General features: G+C 59.4%; 14 protein-coding genes. 9 read left to right on the top strand and 5 right to left on the bottom strand.

The genetic code is table 11. The features are described from left to right. From FB555_RS10355 to FB555_RS10370, 4 genes are all read left to right on the top strand, one after another. On the top strand, nt 1-434 hold a 434-nt coding region (locus tag FB555_RS10355), incomplete at its 5' end, for a DnaJ C-terminal domain-containing protein (RefSeq protein ID WP_281362601.1). Nucleotides 435-508: 74 nt separating this feature from the next. Beyond that, nucleotides 509-925: a heat shock protein transcriptional repressor HspR gene (locus FB555_RS10360; protein WP_182485411.1), complete on the top strand. Its 417-nt coding sequence runs from the start codon at nt 509-511 to the stop codon at nt 923-925. 10 nt (nt 926-935) lie between these two features. After that, complete coding sequence (locus FB555_RS10365) at nt 936-1307, top strand: DUF1801 domain-containing protein (RefSeq protein WP_182485412.1); 372 nt, start codon at nt 936-938, stop codon at nt 1305-1307. 123 nt (nt 1308-1430) lie between these two features. Beyond that, on the top strand, nt 1431-2723 hold the full coding sequence (locus tag FB555_RS10370; protein WP_246323728.1) for a class I SAM-dependent methyltransferase: 1293 nt from the start codon (nt 1431-1433) through the stop codon (nt 2721-2723). Nucleotides 2724-2738: 15 nt separating this feature from the next. Here the strand turns inward: FB555_RS10370 and FB555_RS10375 are convergent, their stop codons facing one another. Both FB555_RS10375 and FB555_RS10380 read right to left on the bottom strand, forming a co-directional pair. Continuing rightward, entirely contained in the window at nt 2739-4034 is a 1296-nt protein-coding gene (locus FB555_RS10375) for an ATP-binding protein (RefSeq protein ID WP_182485413.1), read from the bottom strand. A gap of 65 nt (nt 4035-4099) precedes the next feature. Then, a complete protein-coding gene (locus FB555_RS10380) occupies nt 4100-4711 on the bottom strand; it encodes a histidine phosphatase family protein (protein ID WP_246323729.1) in 612 nt (203 codons plus the stop codon). 140 nt (nt 4712-4851) lie between these two features. Here FB555_RS10380 and FB555_RS10385 point away from each other — a divergent pair, with 140 nt between their 5' ends. After that, nucleotides 4852-7002, top strand: coding sequence for an ATP-dependent Clp protease ATP-binding subunit (locus FB555_RS10385; protein WP_182485415.1), 2151 nt, complete (start codon nt 4852-4854; stop codon nt 7000-7002). Between the two features lie 8 nt (nt 7003-7010). Here the strand turns inward: FB555_RS10385 and FB555_RS10390 are convergent, their stop codons facing one another. From FB555_RS10390 to FB555_RS10400, 3 genes are all read right to left on the bottom strand, one after another. Continuing rightward, nucleotides 7011-8585, bottom strand: a complete 1575-nt coding sequence (locus FB555_RS10390) for an FAD-dependent oxidoreductase (protein ID WP_220475972.1) — start codon at nt 8583-8585, stop codon at nt 7011-7013. Further along, nucleotides 8582-9547: an ABC transporter substrate-binding protein gene (locus tag FB555_RS10395; protein ID WP_182485416.1), complete on the bottom strand. Its 966-nt coding sequence runs from the start codon at nt 9545-9547 to the stop codon at nt 8582-8584. The genes FB555_RS10390 and FB555_RS10395 overlap by 4 nt, the downstream gene beginning before the upstream one ends. Nucleotides 9548-9673: 126 nt before the next feature. After that, on the bottom strand, nt 9674-10441 hold the full coding sequence (locus FB555_RS10400; RefSeq protein ID WP_182485417.1) for an IclR family transcriptional regulator: 768 nt from the start codon (nt 10439-10441) through the stop codon (nt 9674-9676). A gap of 157 nt (nt 10442-10598) precedes the next feature. Between FB555_RS10400 and FB555_RS10405 the strand changes: the two genes are divergently transcribed. From FB555_RS10405 to FB555_RS10420, 4 genes are read left to right on the top strand one after another with little or no spacing between them, the layout of a single operon-like run. Next, entirely contained in the window at nt 10599-11522 is a 924-nt protein-coding gene (locus FB555_RS10405; RefSeq protein WP_343046462.1) for an ABC transporter substrate-binding protein, read from the top strand. 55 nt (nt 11523-11577) lie between these two features. Then, on the top strand, nt 11578-12357 hold the full coding sequence (locus FB555_RS10410) for an ABC transporter permease (RefSeq protein ID WP_182485419.1): 780 nt from the start codon (nt 11578-11580) through the stop codon (nt 12355-12357). Next, nucleotides 12354-13127, top strand: coding sequence for an ABC transporter permease subunit (locus tag FB555_RS10415; RefSeq protein ID WP_182485420.1), 774 nt, complete (start codon nt 12354-12356; stop codon nt 13125-13127). Before FB555_RS10410 ends, FB555_RS10415 begins: the two co-directional genes overlap by 4 nt. Then, nucleotides 13117-13980, top strand: coding sequence for an ABC transporter ATP-binding protein (locus FB555_RS10420; protein ID WP_246323730.1), 864 nt, complete (start codon nt 13117-13119; stop codon nt 13978-13980). Before FB555_RS10415 ends, FB555_RS10420 begins: the two co-directional genes overlap by 11 nt. Nucleotides 13981-13983 lie beyond the last annotated feature (3 nt).

Genomic DNA, 13983 nt, shown 5'->3' on the forward strand with positions numbered 1-13983 from the left:
GCGTCGCGGACAACCAAAAAATTCGCCTGCGGGGCAAGGGGTATCCCAGCCAAGATGGTGGCGAGCCCGGAGACATTGTTCTGACGGTTACCGTCGGCAAACACGCCGTCTTTGAGCGTGAGGGCATCAACTTGCGCGTCTTCGTTCCCATTACTTTTGTGGAGGCGGCACTCGGGGCCACGATCGAGGTTCCGACCGTGGACGGCGAACAGGTGAAACTGAAGGTTGCCGCGGGAACTCCCAGCGGTCGCGTGCTTCGTGTAAAGGGTCGCGGCATTCATACTCCCAAGGGCGACGGGGATTTGCTCGCGGTCGTTCAGGTGGCTGTTCCATCACACCTTGATGCGGATGCCCGGGAGGCTTTAGAAAAATTCGCTGCGCTGGCTCCCACCGAAAACCCTCGAGCCGACATGCTTGCCAAGGCACGGCGCTAGGCTTCCGTGAAACACCTCGTCAGCACTGTGTGAAACATCCGTAGCTAGTCCCCAACGAGTGAAGGAGAATGACCATGGATGAACTCCAGCCAATCTTCACGATCTCCATGGCGGCCGAACTCTCGGGCATGCATGCGCAGACCCTGCGGCAATACGACCGCCTGGGCTTGGTGTGCCCGACCCGTACCGCTGGGCAAAGTCGGCGCTACTCGATGCGCGATATTGCCCAGCTGCGCGAAGTTGCCCAACTCAGCTCGGAGGGCGTGAGCCTCGAGGGAATCTCTCGCGTGCTCGATCTCGAGAACCAAGCAGATAACCTTCGCAAGCGCGTGCGCGAGTTAGAAGTGGCGCTCGCGGATGCTCTGCTCGCTCAGCCAGGACGGCGCATCTTCGCCGCGGGAGTCGAAGGTGAAGTGCAATCATTGCGTGCCGGTACGCGGGCTCGCCGCCAGACCGACGTCGTGGTGTGGCGCCCCTTCGGCCGCCACTAAAGTAAATCTCATGAACCCGAGTGAAGAAATCGATGCCTACATCGCGAAGTTCCCCGATTGGCGAGGCGCCAAGATGGACCACCTGCGAGCGACGATTCTCGCTGTTGACCCTGAGATTATCGAGACCTGGAAGTGGATGGGCTCCCCCGTCTGGGAGCGCAACGGCATTCTCTGCGTGGCCGGTATTTACAAGGGCAAAGCCAAGCTCACCTTTCACGATGGTGCAAGCCTTCCCGATCCCGACGGTCTATTCAACGCGGAACTCGAAGGCAACAAGCGTCGGGCCATCGACTTCTTCGAGGATGACGCGACGACCGACGAGTCGTTGCAGAACCTTATTCGTGCCGCCATTACCTTCCGTCTGGCGCGGGAAACGAAGTAGGCCGCTCCTCACCAACCCCTCCACGGTGGCTGTCATTCACATGTCGCGCGAGTTCGGCGAAAACCGAGGTTAGTCGCCGATTGCGAGTCCACGTTGGCTGGACCACTTCGTTAGGCTTTCAGCATGACTGATTCGGGTATGCCCGCTCCCCCCGAATTTCCGCTCGCTCGGCTGCGCCGCTTCCCCGACCTTGAGTCACCCGAGCTTGTTGCAGTCGATGCCGCGGATCGCCTCCTGCTGGAGGAACTCTCTGACGCGCTCACTCGAGATCCCTCCCTGACGGCTTCGGACCTTGTCGTCATCGGTGACACCCACGGCGCTCTCACTCTGGGCGCGCTCTCGTTCGGGGAGCTCGAAATCCGCGGCCCGGCAGCGCGATTTAGCCAGGTCAAGGTTCATCAAGATGCACGTTCCGGTGAGCTCGCGCTCGACGCAAATGCTGCTGCTCTTGCACAGTTCCTCCCCGTCGAGGCAACCTTCGCGCACCACCCGCTCGATGCCGATCTCGTCGCCGGCGCCCGCATTGTCATCCTTCGACTCCCGCGGGCTCTCGAGCAACTCGGTCAGTGGGCCGCGCTCATCGCCGCTCAGGCTGCCCCCGATGTTCTAGTGCTCGCCGGTGGACGTATCAAGCACATGACGCTGGGCATGAATGAGGTCATGGGTCGCTATTTCGACACGGTGGAGGCCAGCTTGGCCCAGCAGAAGTCCCGCGTCCTGCGGGTTCGGGGCCCCCGGGTTGAGGAAGCTCGTGCTGCCGCGGCGACCTGGCCGAAGCGACAATTTCATGCGGATGTTGACCTCACGGTGTGTGCAGAGGGTGGCGTCTTTGCGGGAACATCCATTGATATTGGCACCTTTTCATTGCTCGCGGTGCTCGATCGCGTCTCGGGAAAACAGGGCCAACGCATCATAGATTTCGGATGCGGCACCGGCATCCTGGCAACCCAGCTCGCCAGATTGCGCTCGACCGCGCACGTCATCGCCAGCGACCAGTCTGCGGCGGCTGTCACATCCGCACGGGCAACGGCGGCGGCCAACGGCGTGGCTGACCGTGTTGAGGTTGTCCTCGACGATGGGCTTTCCACGCAACCCGATGAGTCGGCCGATCTCATTGTCTTCAACCCGCCGTTTCATTCGGGGGCTGCCGTGCACGCGGGAACTTCAATGCGCCTCTTTGCCGAAGCGGGGCGCGTGCTAAAGCCTGGCGGCGAACTGTGGGTCGTGGCCAATCGCCACCTCAGCTACAAGCCCGCGCTCAGAACCCTCGTCGGATCGACCCGCGAAATTCGGCGCAACGCAAAATTCACCGTGACGGCGTCCATCAAAGACGGAGGTGCCGACGCCGCCGAACGCGCCGAGCGCCGGGCGGAACGTCGCCCCGACGGGCTCAAGAAATCACATCGCGAGCAATGACAGAGCCCGAATCTTCTACGTGCGGGCGATGGTCGCAATGTCCTCGCGGAAGGCCTCGGCGACCTCGGCCGAAACAGTTGTCCGAGTTTCCGATATTCCAATGAGGTAATCCTCCGTAACGGCACTCCCGTCGGGGGCAATCGCGGTACCCTTCTCTCGCGAGATGATGGCTCGCTCGAAGGCCCGTTGAGAGGCCTTGCGCGCCGCATATTCAATATCGGCGGGCGAGAAACCGTCTGTTTTTGAAACGATGAGCGGGAGGTCGATGCTCTCGCTCACCTCCCCAGGGATGTAGCCGCGCCAAATCGCATCGCGCGCTTCATCGTCGGGCAGGCCTATGGGAATGACGTAGTCAAACCGACCATGACGAAGGAACGCCGAATCTAAGGCTCGGATAAAGTTGGTCGCGCAGATCAGAATACGGCCCGGTTTTTCACGAAAAACGGGAATGAGCTTGAGCAATTCGTTGGTGACACCCTGCGTAGCTGAGGGTGGCTCGCCGCCACGCTGTGCAGCAATTTCTTCAACCTCGTCAATAAAGACAACGGCGTGATCGAGTTCGGCAATGGCCGAAAATGTCTCGCGAAGTCCCCCCGCCAAACCCTCGGGGCTACTGGCCAGTCGCGAAGGAAAAACCTCAATGAAGGGCCATTCGAGTCTTGAGGCGATGGCCTTGGCAAACGTGGTCTTACCGGTTCCCGGAGGGCCAAAAAGCATGATGGCCCGGGGTGGCACGACGCCATACTTTTCGGCGAGTTCGGCATCCGCTAATGGCACAATCAGGCGTGATTCGAGGAGGCCCTTTTCGGTGCTCATGCCCCCGATCTTGTTCCAGAGGTCGCGGGTGAGAATGCGCCCACCGAGCTCGCGCAACACCGTCATTTCCTTGGCTTTGATGGGAATCTCACGTTCGAAATAGCGCAGGTGTTTCTTGTCTTCAAAGCCAGCCTTCGTGAGCAGCCCCACGTTGGATTGCAGTTCGGGAACCAGAATTGACAGCCGGGTCAGGCCTTGAGGGGCGAGGCGTTGCTCGGCGGCGGCCAACAGTGTGTCCCCAATTCCCTGGTGGCGAAAACGCGAGTCGGTCGTGATGAAGACGATCCAGCCTTGGTCGTGAGCCGCGCGCGCCACCACAACCCCAACAACGTCGTTCCCTTGGGTCGCGACAACGGCGGTGTCTTTTTGGCACGACGCGAGAACTTCGCTGAGGGAGTAGACGGGCTCCGCACCGGTTCCCTTAACTTCGTCATAGAGCCGCAGCACGGCATCCATGTCAGTGGGTTGATAGTCGCGCAGGCTAATGGCAGACATAAGGAGCCTCTCCGGAGGTCGCCAACGGCGGCGATGAAGCCCACGCTACAGGGGTAACGCCCGGGTTAGGCCACGGGTGTCGAGGATTCTTCCGCCAGCACGTTTTCCCCGTTGAGATGATCCAGGTGCCAGCCGGCGGGGGATGCCCGGACCACCGTGAGGGCAGCGTTGGAGATGGGCCCGGCAGAGATGTCGAAGATCGCATTCACGGTCAGCCGAATCAGCGTGCCGTGGCTGACGACGATGATGCGCGCTCCAGGGAACTCGGCCGCGAGGCTCTGCAAGGCGTCGATACCACGTTGGGCCACCGCGGCTTCTGACTCGGCCGTGAGGAACCCGTTAGGGATGCGTAGAGCCTCGAGCTCGGGGCCCGCTTGGAGGCCTTCGGCATCGCCGTAGTCGCGCTCGATAATGGTGGGGAGGCGATGGGTCACGTCAATGTTCAGGCCGGCGGCAATGGCATCCGCGGTATCGGCAGCACGCGACAGAGGCGACGAGACAACGAAGTCCCAGTCGCGTTCGTCTTCGTGAAAAGCCGCCAGGGGAATGACGGCAGCGGTTGCCTGGCCGCGACCGACGTCGTTCAGGGGGATGTCGGTGGAACCCTGAATGCGAAACTCAGCGTTCCAGTCCGTTTGACCATGACGAACGAGGGCGAAAGTTGTTGTAGTAGGCATTGTTATCATTCTCCCCTGCTTTCATGTGAACAAAATGCGTGTCCCCAATATGTCCCTAAGTTGCCCCAAACCCTTCCCAACGATTCCTCGAAAGAGATAAAATTGAGCAAGAGTGACTCGACTTTGGGGGAGCAAGAACCATGCAGCAAGAGCCGCAAGAGGACAACCAGAGTGCTCTGGAGAAGTACGGTATCAACCTGACTGAGATCGCCAAGAGTGGAAAGCTCGATCCTGTCATCGGCCGCGATGCGGAGATCCGTCGGGTCAGCCAGGTTCTCACAAGGCGCACCAAGAACAACCCCGTTCTCATCGGAGAACCCGGGGTCGGTAAGACGGCTGTGGTCGAGGGGCTTGCTCAACGTATTGTTGCCGGCGACGTTGCCGACAGTCTCAAGGGCAAGCAACTCATTACGCTCGATATTTCCGCTCTCATTGCCGGCGCGAAGTATCGCGGCGAGTTCGAGGAACGCCTCAAAGCCGTGCTCAAGGAAATCAACGACTCCGATGGTCAGATCATTACCTTCATCGATGAGCTACACACGCTCATGGGCGCCGGCGGTGGCGAGGGCTCGGTCGCGGCCTCCAACATGCTCAAGCCCATGCTGGCCCGTGGTGAGCTGCGCCTCATTGGCGCCACGACACTGAACGAATACCGTCAGTTCATTGAGAAGGATGCTGCGCTCGAGCGCCGCTTCCAGCAGGTCTTCGTGGGGGAGCCCTCGGTCGAGGACACCGTCGCTATCCTCCGCGGACTGAAGGAACGGTATGAGGCGCATCACAAAGTTGCCATTGCCGACACTGCTCTCGTCGCCGCGGCATCGCTCAGCAACCGTTACATCCCCTCCCGTCAGCTCCCCGACAAGGCCATTGACCTCATCGATGAGGCGGCGAGTCGATTGCGCATGGAAATTGACTCGGCTCCGGTGGAGATTGACGAGTTACGACGAAGTGTTGACCGCCTGAAGCTCGAAGAGTTTGCGCTAAAGAAGGAGAAGGATGAGGCTTCCAAGCTTCGCTTAGCAAAATTGCGCGAGGATCTTGGCGAACGAAGTGGTCGTCTTGTCGACCTCGAGAAGCGCTGGGAGATTGAACGTTCCGCCCTGAACCGCGTTGGTGACTTGAAGGGCAAGCTCGATGCCGCCCGCATCCAGGCCGAACGCGCCCAGCGTGAGGGCAACCTGGAACAAGCCAGCCGCCTCCTCTACGGAGAAATTCCCACTCTCGAGCGGCAGGTCGTTGAGGCCGAATCGGCTGACTCCACGGATGCTCGTATGGTGAATGATCACGTCACCCCCGAGGACATCGCGGCCGTTATCGCAGCCTGGACGGGAATCCCTGTCGGTCGTTTGCTGCAAGGGGAAACCGAGAAACTTCTCAACCTCGAAAACGAAATTGGAAAGCGTCTCATTGGTCAGAAGAAGGCGGTGAAGGCCGTTGCGGAGTCCGTGCGCCGAAGCCGCGCGGGCATCAGCGACCCCGATCGCCCCACCGGTTCGTTCCTGTTCCTGGGACCAACGGGCGTGGGAAAGACGGAGCTCGCCAAGGCGCTCGCCGACTTCTTGTTTGACGACGAAAAGGCCATGATTCGAATCGACATGAGCGAGTACGGCGAGAAGTTCTCCGTCTCGCGGCTTCTCGGTGCCCCTCCGGGCTATGTGGGTTACGAGCAGGGCGGTCAGCTGACCGAAGCCGTTCGGCGTCGCCCCTATTCCGTCGTGCTGTTGGATGAGGTCGAGAAAGCGCATCCCGAAGTCTTCGACGTGTTACTGCAGGTTCTGGATGACGGACGCCTCACCGATGGCCAGGGGCGCACGGTCGATTTTCGGAACGTCATCATGGTGCTCACGTCGAACCTTGGCAGCCAGTACTTGGTGGACCCGGAGCTCTCGCAGGCACAAAAAGAGGAAGCCGTGCAGCAACTTGTGCGCCAATCTTTCAAGCCCGAGTTCGTGAACCGCCTCGATGACATCGTTATCTTCTCCCCGTTGAGCGAAGAAGACCTTTCGCAGATTGTCGAGCTGTACATTGACCGCCTGCAAAAGCGTCTGGGTGATCGCCGGCTCGATTTGGCCGTCACTCCGGATGCCCGGACTTGGCTGGCCGAGCGCGGTTACGACCCCATCTACGGGGCTCGTCCGCTGCGCCGCTTGATGCAGCACGAGATTGACGACCGCCTCGCGCGGGCGCTCCTGGCGGGGGACATTCGTGATGGCGACACCGTGCGGGTCGATCTTGCCGGAGATGAGCTGACTGTCATCTCGACAGGTCCTGCGGCCCCCGCGGAGGGCTAACGAGTTATTTAGCGGCCAATCGCCTTAGCAAGGATGGCCGCTGGATCCGGATTCGCTCCAGCCCAAGCCACGTACTCGTCTGGTCGGACAAGCACGAGAGGTTGGGTGTAACGCGCGGCTGATGTGCCATCGAGTTCGATTACCGTGAGCGGCACCCGCAATTGGGCGGCGGCGGACTCGAACTGTTCGGCGGATTGACCAGGAGCAGTGAGCAGGGTGAACCCCGAACCGAGTGAACCGAACACTTCGACGCCGAGTGCAGTCACTCCGGGAGTGAGGCGGTGGCCTGCTCGGGCTTCGAAGCGGTGACTACCGATGGCGGATGGTGTACCGATACCACCGATCAAGGGAGACCCCTCGTAATTGGGTTCGAAGCGATCAACTTCGCTGGACGTGGCGCCGGCACGCTCGCCCCAGGCTTTTTCGAAAGCCTCGAGGTCCTTCGTGGGTGAGAATTGCTCGAGAAAAGCGCGGTCCGAAAAAATCGACTTCTCAATAAAGCCATCCCGTGTGGACGCGAAGACGGGACGTCGTTCCGCGTCGTACGAGTCGAGCAGACCCTCTCCGGACCAGCCCTCTATCTCTGCGGTCAGTTTCCAGCCGAGATTACGAGCGTCTTCTAAGCCGGAGTTGATGCCGTAGCCGCCATAAGGCGGGTGGCTGTGTGCAGCGTCCCCAGCAATGAACACGCGTCCAGCGCGGTATGTGTCAGCGAGGGTGAAGCGCAGGTCCCAGAAGCCGAGGTACTCGACCGAGAAGTCGATTTCCCGACCGATTGCCCGCGCGAGGATAGACCCGAGATCGATGGTCTCTTTGGTTGAAGAGGGGTCGACGGGGCAGTGGAAAAACCAGGTCTCGCGGGCATCTACGCGTCCGAAGAATTGCCAGTAGCCTTCGAGCTCAGGATTCATGACATTGAGGAAGGCGGCATCAGGATACTGGCGCATGACGTCGTCGAAGTCTTTCGAGCGAAAAACCAGAAGCACCATGAGCCGGTCGTGGTCGGCACGCGTCTGAGTGATTGCTGCCGCGTCCCGCACGATCGACGTGCTGCCGTCCGCGCCAATGATGTAGTCCGCGACAACTGTCGCTCGCTCACCATTGGCGCGGGAGAGTATCTCGACGCTCGCGCTATCGGTCGACTGGGTGATCGCCTCCGCGGACCATTCGAACAATGTGACGGCGCTGGGAAGTTCCGCGAGACGATCGCGAAGAACCTGCTCAGTTCGGTATTGGGGCAAGCGGAGGTTCTGCGCGGCGTAAAACTCACCGACAGTGCCCCGTTGCAGCCAGGGGTGGTGGTACTGCGAGAGAAGCGAGCCATAAGAGTTCATGCCGATTGACTTTTGGTCTTCGGCCATTGTCTTGGCGGCGTATAGTTCCCGCTCGATTCCCCAGCGGCGGAAGTGTTCAGCGGTCCGCTGGGTGAGATTCTGCCCCTTGGGTACGGGCTGTGGCTCGAGGTATTTCTCGATGACGACAACCTCGATGCCGCGCTGAGCAAGCGTAATCGCGAGCCCAACCCCCACCGGGCCGCCGCCAACAATCGCGACCCGAGTCTGATGGTTCTGCAGGGGAGTCACTTCAGCAGCACGCTGGGGATGTCGACCCGTGCCGTCGTGAGTCCGTAGGCGAACATCTGTTCTTCCATAAACGTCAGCGAGTTCAGATCAACGTCCGAGTTCCAGATCGGCAATACCAAAGCCTGTGCGGCGGCATCAGGAATACTGGCGAGGGTGGTCAGTGCCGTGCGGAACGAAGCTGGGTCTGCCGCGATGGAAGCGGCGGTGGCAGCTACTCCGCGTTGAAATGAAGCAACAATTTCGGGGTTGTCTGCTGCATAAGATTCGCTGGCTACATAGCATCCGACCATCAGGCCGGGAAGTGCCTCAACATAGGGTGATAGCACGGAGCGGTCGCCAGCATTCAGACCAGAGGTAACGAAGGGTTCAATGACCCAGGCAGCATCAATCTGCCCGGAGTCCAAAGCCGCGAGCATGCTCGGGAACCCGAGTTCGACAAAACTGATACCGCTCACGTCGACCCCCGTGGCCTCAAGCGCGGTTTTGATGGTGACCTCACCGATGTTCTCTAGCGTGTTGACGGCGATGGTCTTTCCCGCCAAATCGTTCGGGCCTTGGATTGCACTTGCGCCAGGAACCAGGACAGCGGAGAAGTCCTCACCGACCGTTTTCGTGGCGGACGTGCCGGGGGCGATTATCATGAGCGGAAGTCCCTTGCTCTGAGCGAGCAGCACGCTCACGACGTTTGAGCCGGCGAAATGCGTTGTCCCGCTGACAACGCCGGGGATGGCGGCAGCCCCTCCGGCACCGGTGTCCACCACTAAGTCGAGACCTTCAGCACTGAAGAATCCTTGTTGAACACCGTAGTCGAGAAAGGCAGACGGCATTCCGGCTGTTTCTGCGACATTCACGGTGACGGGAGCATCTCCACTCGGTGCCGTCGCATCGCCACTTCCACTGCTACAAGCTGAAAGAACCAGAGTCGCGCCAAAAAAAAGCGCGAGAAGAGGTAAACGCTTCATGAAGTCTCCTTTGATTGTGAGAAGCCCCCCGTTTTTCATTATGGGTAGACCAACGCACTGACGTTAACACGATGACCGCCAGTCAGAACGAGCTCTCATTAATTATTCTTTAGAGCAGAACAATTATTAGGTGAGCCGGGAGCCGATGTTGTCGGCAGCTTCGCGCAGCGATGGGATGAGGTCACGGAGCCGAGCATTCCCGCCGCGATCCGCTGGGACGCTGACTGCGAGGGATGCCACGGCATGACCTCGACTATTGAAGATGCAAACGGCTACGGCGTGAAGGCCGTCCAAGCTCTCGTTGCGGTTGATGGCATAGCCCAACCGTTTGACATCGTCGAGTTCCTCGCGAAACTCCTGGGGGTTGGTTATTGTCGTGGACGTCATCTTGCTGAGGTGTCCTCCGGTCAGGAAGTCGACTTCTTCCGGCGAGAGCGTTGAAAGCATCACTTTGCCTCCTGCCGTCGCATTGGCAGGCAGGAGTGTGCCGGTACGCGCCGAAACACGCACCGGGCGTTCGCACTCAACTCCGTCGATAAAGCGCGCACCGGAGCCTTCGAGGATGAGCAAGTTGACTGTTTCGTTGAGGTCTGCCGACAGACGCACCATCCACGGATGAGCCGCCTCACGAATTTCTCGCAGACCTGCCGGCGAGGCGGACAAGTCCATGAGTGCCGGGCCCGCGCGATAGGAGCGTGAGTTTCGTTCCTGCTGCACGAACCCTTGGAACGCGAGCGTGACAAGCAGGCGGTGAGCCGTTGACCGGGCCACGCCGAGCTCGGTGCTCACGTCTGTGACACGAAGGACATCGCGTTCTCGAAAGAGCAGAAGTAGGCGCAGAGCAGTATTTACGGACTCAATTGCATAGGGCGGTAGTTCCAGTTTGTTCTGCATGAAAGAAAAGTGTGGCTCATTTTTCTGTTCAACGCCACTTCCGCCTAGTCTGACGAGGCCGAACACGGCGCGGCATTACGTCGAGTGCAACAAAATCCAACCACAGGGGAGTGGAAAGTTGAAAAAATCAATTTTAATTGGAATCGCAACATTGTCGGTGATAACGCTGAGCGCCTGTGGGGCCAGTGGCATGCCAGCTCCGGCGGAGTCCGGTGGCGCTGCCGCACCAACCGCCATCACGGTGGGTGTCATACCCATCGTCGATACGGCGCCCATCTGGCTCGGTAACGAGCAGGGGTTCTTCGCCGAGGAGGGTCTCGATCTCACCGTTCAGGTCACAACCGGTGGCGCCGCAGCCGTTCCCGGGGTCGTCTCGGGCGACTATGCTTTTGCCTTCGGCAACCTGGTCTCCGTGATGGTGGCTCGGGATGCGGGTCTCGACCTGCGGTACGTCGCCAACGGAAACTCGACGGCGGGCACGCCCGATTTTGGTGCCATCATCGTTCGCGGTGATTCGCCCATTACATCGGCCTCTGATCTCGCCGGAAAGACCGTCTCGGTCAACAACCTCCAAAACATTGGCGACACAACAATTCGCCAGGTCGTCGAAGATGACGGCGGAGACTCCTCGACAATCCAGTTTGTCGAAGTTGCATTCCCTGACGCCGAGGCCGCCGTTGAGAACTCTCAGGTCGACGCTGCCTGGATTCTCGCCCCGTTCCTCAACTCGGCTGTCGCGAACGGTGCACGGGTTATTTCCTACAATTTCGCCGAGTTCGACGCGGATCTGGACATCGCCGGTTACTTCACCAGTGGAGAGACCATCATGAACGACCCGGAGCTCGTTACGAAGTTCCAGACGGCAATGAATCGGTCGCTCGAATATGCTCAGGCAAACCCCGACGAGGTTCGCCGGATTGTGACCACATACACATCGATGACGGCCGATCAGCTCCAAACTATGGTTTTGCCCGCATTCCGGGTGAACTTCAACATCCCGGCTGCAACGAAGCTTGGTGCCGCTGCTGTGAAGTTCGGAACGATAAAGACGGCACCAGATCTGACGGTAATGCTGCCGTAGCTCAGTTACGTCGAGCAAAATTCCATTAGTTATCGGTAGGAACGGGAACAGCAGTATGTCAAAACGTCTCACGAGCGCGGCCCTAGGGATCGCCGGCGTGCTGCTGTTCCTGATCACTTGGGAATTACTTCCCTTCGTGGGCGTGGTCAACGAGCGTTATCTTCCACCGGCGAGCCGCGTGCTCGTGGAGTTCTTCCACTATCTCGGTCAGTCTGCCTTCTGGGGCGATGTTGGCGAAACGATGACAGCCTGGGCGTTGGGGCTGGCCATTTCCATTGTTGCGGCGGTTGTGCTCGGCCTTGTTATTGGATCGAGTACTTTTCTTCGCCGGGCCACCAGCTCGACGATTGAGTTTCTCCGCCCCATCCCGTCCGTGGCGCTAATCCCACTGGCGGTCCTCCTCTTCGGAGTAAAAATTGAGTCATCGTTACTCTTGGTCTTCTACGCAGCCTTCTGGCAGGTGCTGCTTCAGGTGCTTTATGGCGTGGCGGATGTTGACCCGGTAGCGGAAAACACCGCCCGAAGCTACGGCTTGGGTAGGTTTGCCCGCATTCGCTATGTCGTCTGGCCGACAGTCTTGCCGTATCTGATGACGGGGATCCGGTTGGCATCAGCGGTGGCGCTCATTCTTGCAATCACTGCTGAGCTAATCATCGGTAGTCCGGGCCTCGGCCAGCAGATTGCCCTCACTCAGTCCGGAGGCGCGGTTCCGCAAATGTACGCCCTCATCGTCGCAACCGGCCTGATTGGTGTCCTCATTAACGCCGCCGTCAGGCTGTTAGAAAAGCGTGTCCTTTCTTGGCATACCTCCGTTCGGGGAGAGGTGGCCCTGTGAGGTACCTCAAGAACGTCCTTTATTTCATCGGGCTGCCGGTTTTGCTTGTTGTGATGTGGTGGGCACTGACCCTCGGGCCAACAAACTTCTTTGTTCCGAAGCCGCTCGTCCTTGCCCAAACTTTCTGGGACGTCTGGGTCGGGGAGCGTTTCTGGACGGACTTTGTCCCCAGCATCCAGCGCCTAGTCATCGGGCTGGTGGCCACAATTGTGCTCGGGGTCATCTTTGGAGTCCTGATTGGATCATTCCGCTGGCTCCGAAGCTTCACCGAGCCAATGCTGGAGTTCTTCCGAGCGATTCCCCCACCCGTTCTGGTTCCTCTCCTCATGCTGCTGGTGGGAATCAACGACCAGATGAAGATCATAGTCATTGTCTCCGGCGCAATCTGGCCGGTCCTTCTGAACACCATTGAAGGTGTGCGGGCCGTCGATCCCGTGCTCAGTGACACCTCCAAGACATACAAAATCACCGGTTTTCCCCGGTTGCGGTATCTCGTGTTGCCGGGGGCGAGTCCTCAAATCATGACTGGTGTTCGGCAGAGCACGTCAATTGCCCTCATCCTGATGGTGATTTCGGAGATGTTCGGTTCCTCTTCGGGGTTGGGTTTCACCATCGTGCTGTTTCAGCGCGGCTTCGCCATCCCAGAAATGTGGAGCGGAATCGTCGTTCTGGGTCTCGTGGGCATTGCGCTTTCTCTCATCTCTCAATTCATCGAACGCCGAGTCCTGAGATGGTACAACGGCTTGAAAGAGGTTCAACATGATGGTTAATCATCCTGAGGGTATCGCGGCAGACTCCACCGGCGCCCCTCCCATGTTGTCGGTGAAGGGGCTGCGAAAGGTCTACCAAGTTGATGGCGGCGAGATTGAAGCGGTGCGTAACCTTACCTTTGATATTGCACCCGGTCAGCTCGTGTGCGTGGTCGGACCTTCTGGTGCGGGAAAGACGACTCTTCTGAAGTGCATTGCCGGACTCCTGAGTCCGACGTCGGGGTCGATTGAACTGCGTGGCGAGCCGGTCGTTGGACCGCCGCATTCCATGGCTGTGGTGTTCCAGGAGTATGGGCGCAGCCTCTACCCGTGGATGAGCGTGCGCGCCAACATTGAACTGCCGTTGAAGAACCAGGGAATGCCTCGGGCGGAACGAAAGAAACTAGTGGACGAAGCCCTCGCTGCTGTCGAACTCTCGCACGTGCCTAACAGCTATCCCTGGCAGTTGTCAGGCGGCATGCAACAACGTGTCGCTATCGCTCGGGCCGTGGCCTACAAACCACAGATTCTGTTGATGGACGAGCCGTTCGCCGCCGTGGATGCCCAGACTCGCGCCGACCTCGAAGACCTCGTTCGCAACATTTGGCAGAAGCTCGGCGTGACGATCATTTTCATCACTCACGACATCGATGAATCCGTTTACCTCGGTGAGCGTGTTCTCGTGTTGTCGAACTCGCCGACCGTCGTGCAGGAGGATCTCACTATTGACCTTCCTGTCGAACGCGATCAGCTAACCACGCGGTCGAGTGCACGTTTCACAGAATTGCGGGCGCATGTCTATGAGCAGATTCAGTTGGCTAAGGCAGGAACCCTCACCGGTGCAGTGCCGGTCGTGAAGAAAAGACGGAAATAAGGA

Source organism: Alpinimonas psychrophila (genome assembly GCF_014137865.1).
In the GTDB taxonomy this organism is placed as follows: domain Bacteria; phylum Actinomycetota; class Actinomycetes; order Actinomycetales; family Microbacteriaceae; genus Alpinimonas; species Alpinimonas psychrophila.